General features: G+C 72.7%; 2 protein-coding genes. Both read left to right on the top strand.

All coding sequences use genetic code 11. The annotated features are described in order from the left end of the window. Nucleotides 1–525, top strand: a 525-nt coding sequence (locus H5J33_RS32475) for a PP2C family serine/threonine-protein phosphatase (protein WP_181798305.1), incomplete at its 5' end; no start/stop codon positions are given. Between the two features lie 115 nt (nucleotides 526–640). Continuing rightward, nucleotides 641–1969 (top strand): VWA domain-containing protein, encoded by a 1329-nt coding sequence (locus tag H5J33_RS32470; RefSeq protein ID WP_181798304.1) that lies wholly within the window; start codon nucleotides 641–643, stop codon nucleotides 1967–1969. Nucleotides 1970–2099 lie beyond the last annotated feature (130 nt).

Raw genomic sequence — 2099 nt, 5'->3', positions numbered from 1 at the left:
CGAAGGGGCAGAAGCGAGCCATGGGCAAACAGAACGTCGCCGGCCTGCACGATCGTCGGCGCGGTGGTGACCTCCGGGCTGCTGGTCGTCGGCTGGGTCGGCGACAGCCGGGTCTACTGGGTGCCCACCGACCGCACCGCGCCGCCCGCGCGGCTCACCGAGGACGACTCCTGGGCCGCGCAGATGGTGGCCGCCGGACTGATGAGCGAGGCCGAGGCGTACGCCGACGAGCGGGCCCACGCGATCACCGGCTGGCTCGGCGCGGACGCCTACGAACTGGAGCCGCACACCGCCTGCTTCCGGCCGGACCGGCCCGGCGCGGTGGTGGTGTGCACCGACGGGCTGTGGAACTACGCCGAGACGGCCCAGGAGATGTCCGAGGTCGTCCCGCCGGACGCGGCGGCCCGCCCGCTGCACGGTGCCCGGGTGCTGGTCGGGCACGCCCTGGACGGCGGGGGCCACGACAACGTAACAGTGGCGGTACTGCCGTTCCCGGCGCCGCCGCAGGGGGCAGGATCGGCCTGAAGGCCGTGGTCCGCCGGACCGCGGCACGGGGAAGCCGGGGCGGACCGGAGGGGACCGGTCCGCCCGCGCCCGGCGCCTGGCGTGGGCGGGGCAATCGAGGGGGATGCGTCAAAGCATGGCCAATTTCGCGAAGCCGGACGTACCGCGGTTCTCGGTGGACGTCTACCAGAACGAGTACCTGCCCGAGGGCGGCAGCCAGGTCGACGCCATAGTGACGGTGACCGCGACCGGCGGCGGCATCCTCGGCGGTGCCGACTCGGCGCCGGGGCGTCCCTCCGCCGCGGTGGCGGTCATGGTCGACTGCTCGGGCTCCATGGACTACCCGCCCGCGAAGATGCGCGGGGCCCGGGAGGCCACGGCCGCCGCGATCGACACCCTGCGCGACGGCACCCGCTTCGTGGTGATCGGCGGCACCCATGTCGCGCAGGAGGTCTACCCGGGCGGCGGGCGGCTCGCGGTCGCCGACGCCACCACCCGCGAGCAGGCCAAACAGGCCCTGCGCCGGCTGGGCGCGGGCGGCGGCACGGCCATCGGCACCTGGCTGCGGCTCGCCGACCGGCTGCTGTCCGCGGCCGACGTCACCATCCGGCACGGCATCCTGCTCACCGACGGCCGCAACGAACACGAGTCGCCCGAGGACCTGCGGGCCACCCTGGACGCCTGCGCGGGCCGGTTCACCTGTGACGCGCGGGGCGTGGGCACGGACTGGGACGTGAAAGAAGTCACAGGCATCGCCTCGGCGCTGCTCGGCACCGCCGACATCGTCGCCGATCCGGCCGCTCTCGCCGCCGACTTCACGCGGATGATGGAGACCGCGATGGGCAAGGAGGTCGCCGACGTCGCCCTGCGGGTGTGGACGCCGGCCGGGGCGACAATCCGGTTCGTCAAGCAAGTCGCGCCCGCCGTCGAGGACTTGACGCACCGTCGCACCGAGGCCGCCCCGCGCGCCGGGGACTATCCGACCGGGTCGTGGGGCGACGAGTCCCGCGACTACCACCTGTCCGTGACCGTCCCGCCGGCCGGACTGGGCCAGGAGATGCTGGCGGCGCGGGTCTCCCTGGTGGTCCCGCAACCGGACGGAACGGTACAGAACCTCGGCGCGCAGGGCCTCGTACGGGCCGTGTGGACCGACGACGTGGCCGCCTCCACCGCCATGAGCCCCCAAGTCGCCCACTACACCGGCCAGGCCGAACTGGCGCAAGTCATCCGGCAAGGCATCGACCTTCGCAAAGCGGGCGATTTCGATGGAGCAACGGCCAAACTGGGCCGGGCCGTTCAGCTCGCGAACGCCTCCGGGAACGCCGATACTGCGAAACTGCTTGCGAAGGTGGTGGACGTGGTCGACGCCGCGACAGGTACTGTGCGGTTGAAGACGAGGGTCACGGAGGCCGACGAGATGACTCTGGAGACCCGGTCCACCAAGACCGTCCGTGTGAAGAAGTGACCCTCCACAGCGTAGGAGAAGGGGAAGCACCGACATGCCGACCTGCCCGAACGGACACCAGTCGGGTTCCGACGACTGGTGCGAGGTCTGCGGTCACCGCATGGCCGGTGCCGTACCTCCGCCCCCGCCG

This window comes from Streptomyces sp. WELS2, from assembly GCF_013870595.1.
Lineage (GTDB): Bacteria > Actinomycetota > Actinomycetes > Streptomycetales > Streptomycetaceae > Streptomyces.
The sequence above is the reverse complement of the archived record's forward strand: the minus strand, read 5'-3'. Positions and strand labels throughout refer to the sequence as shown.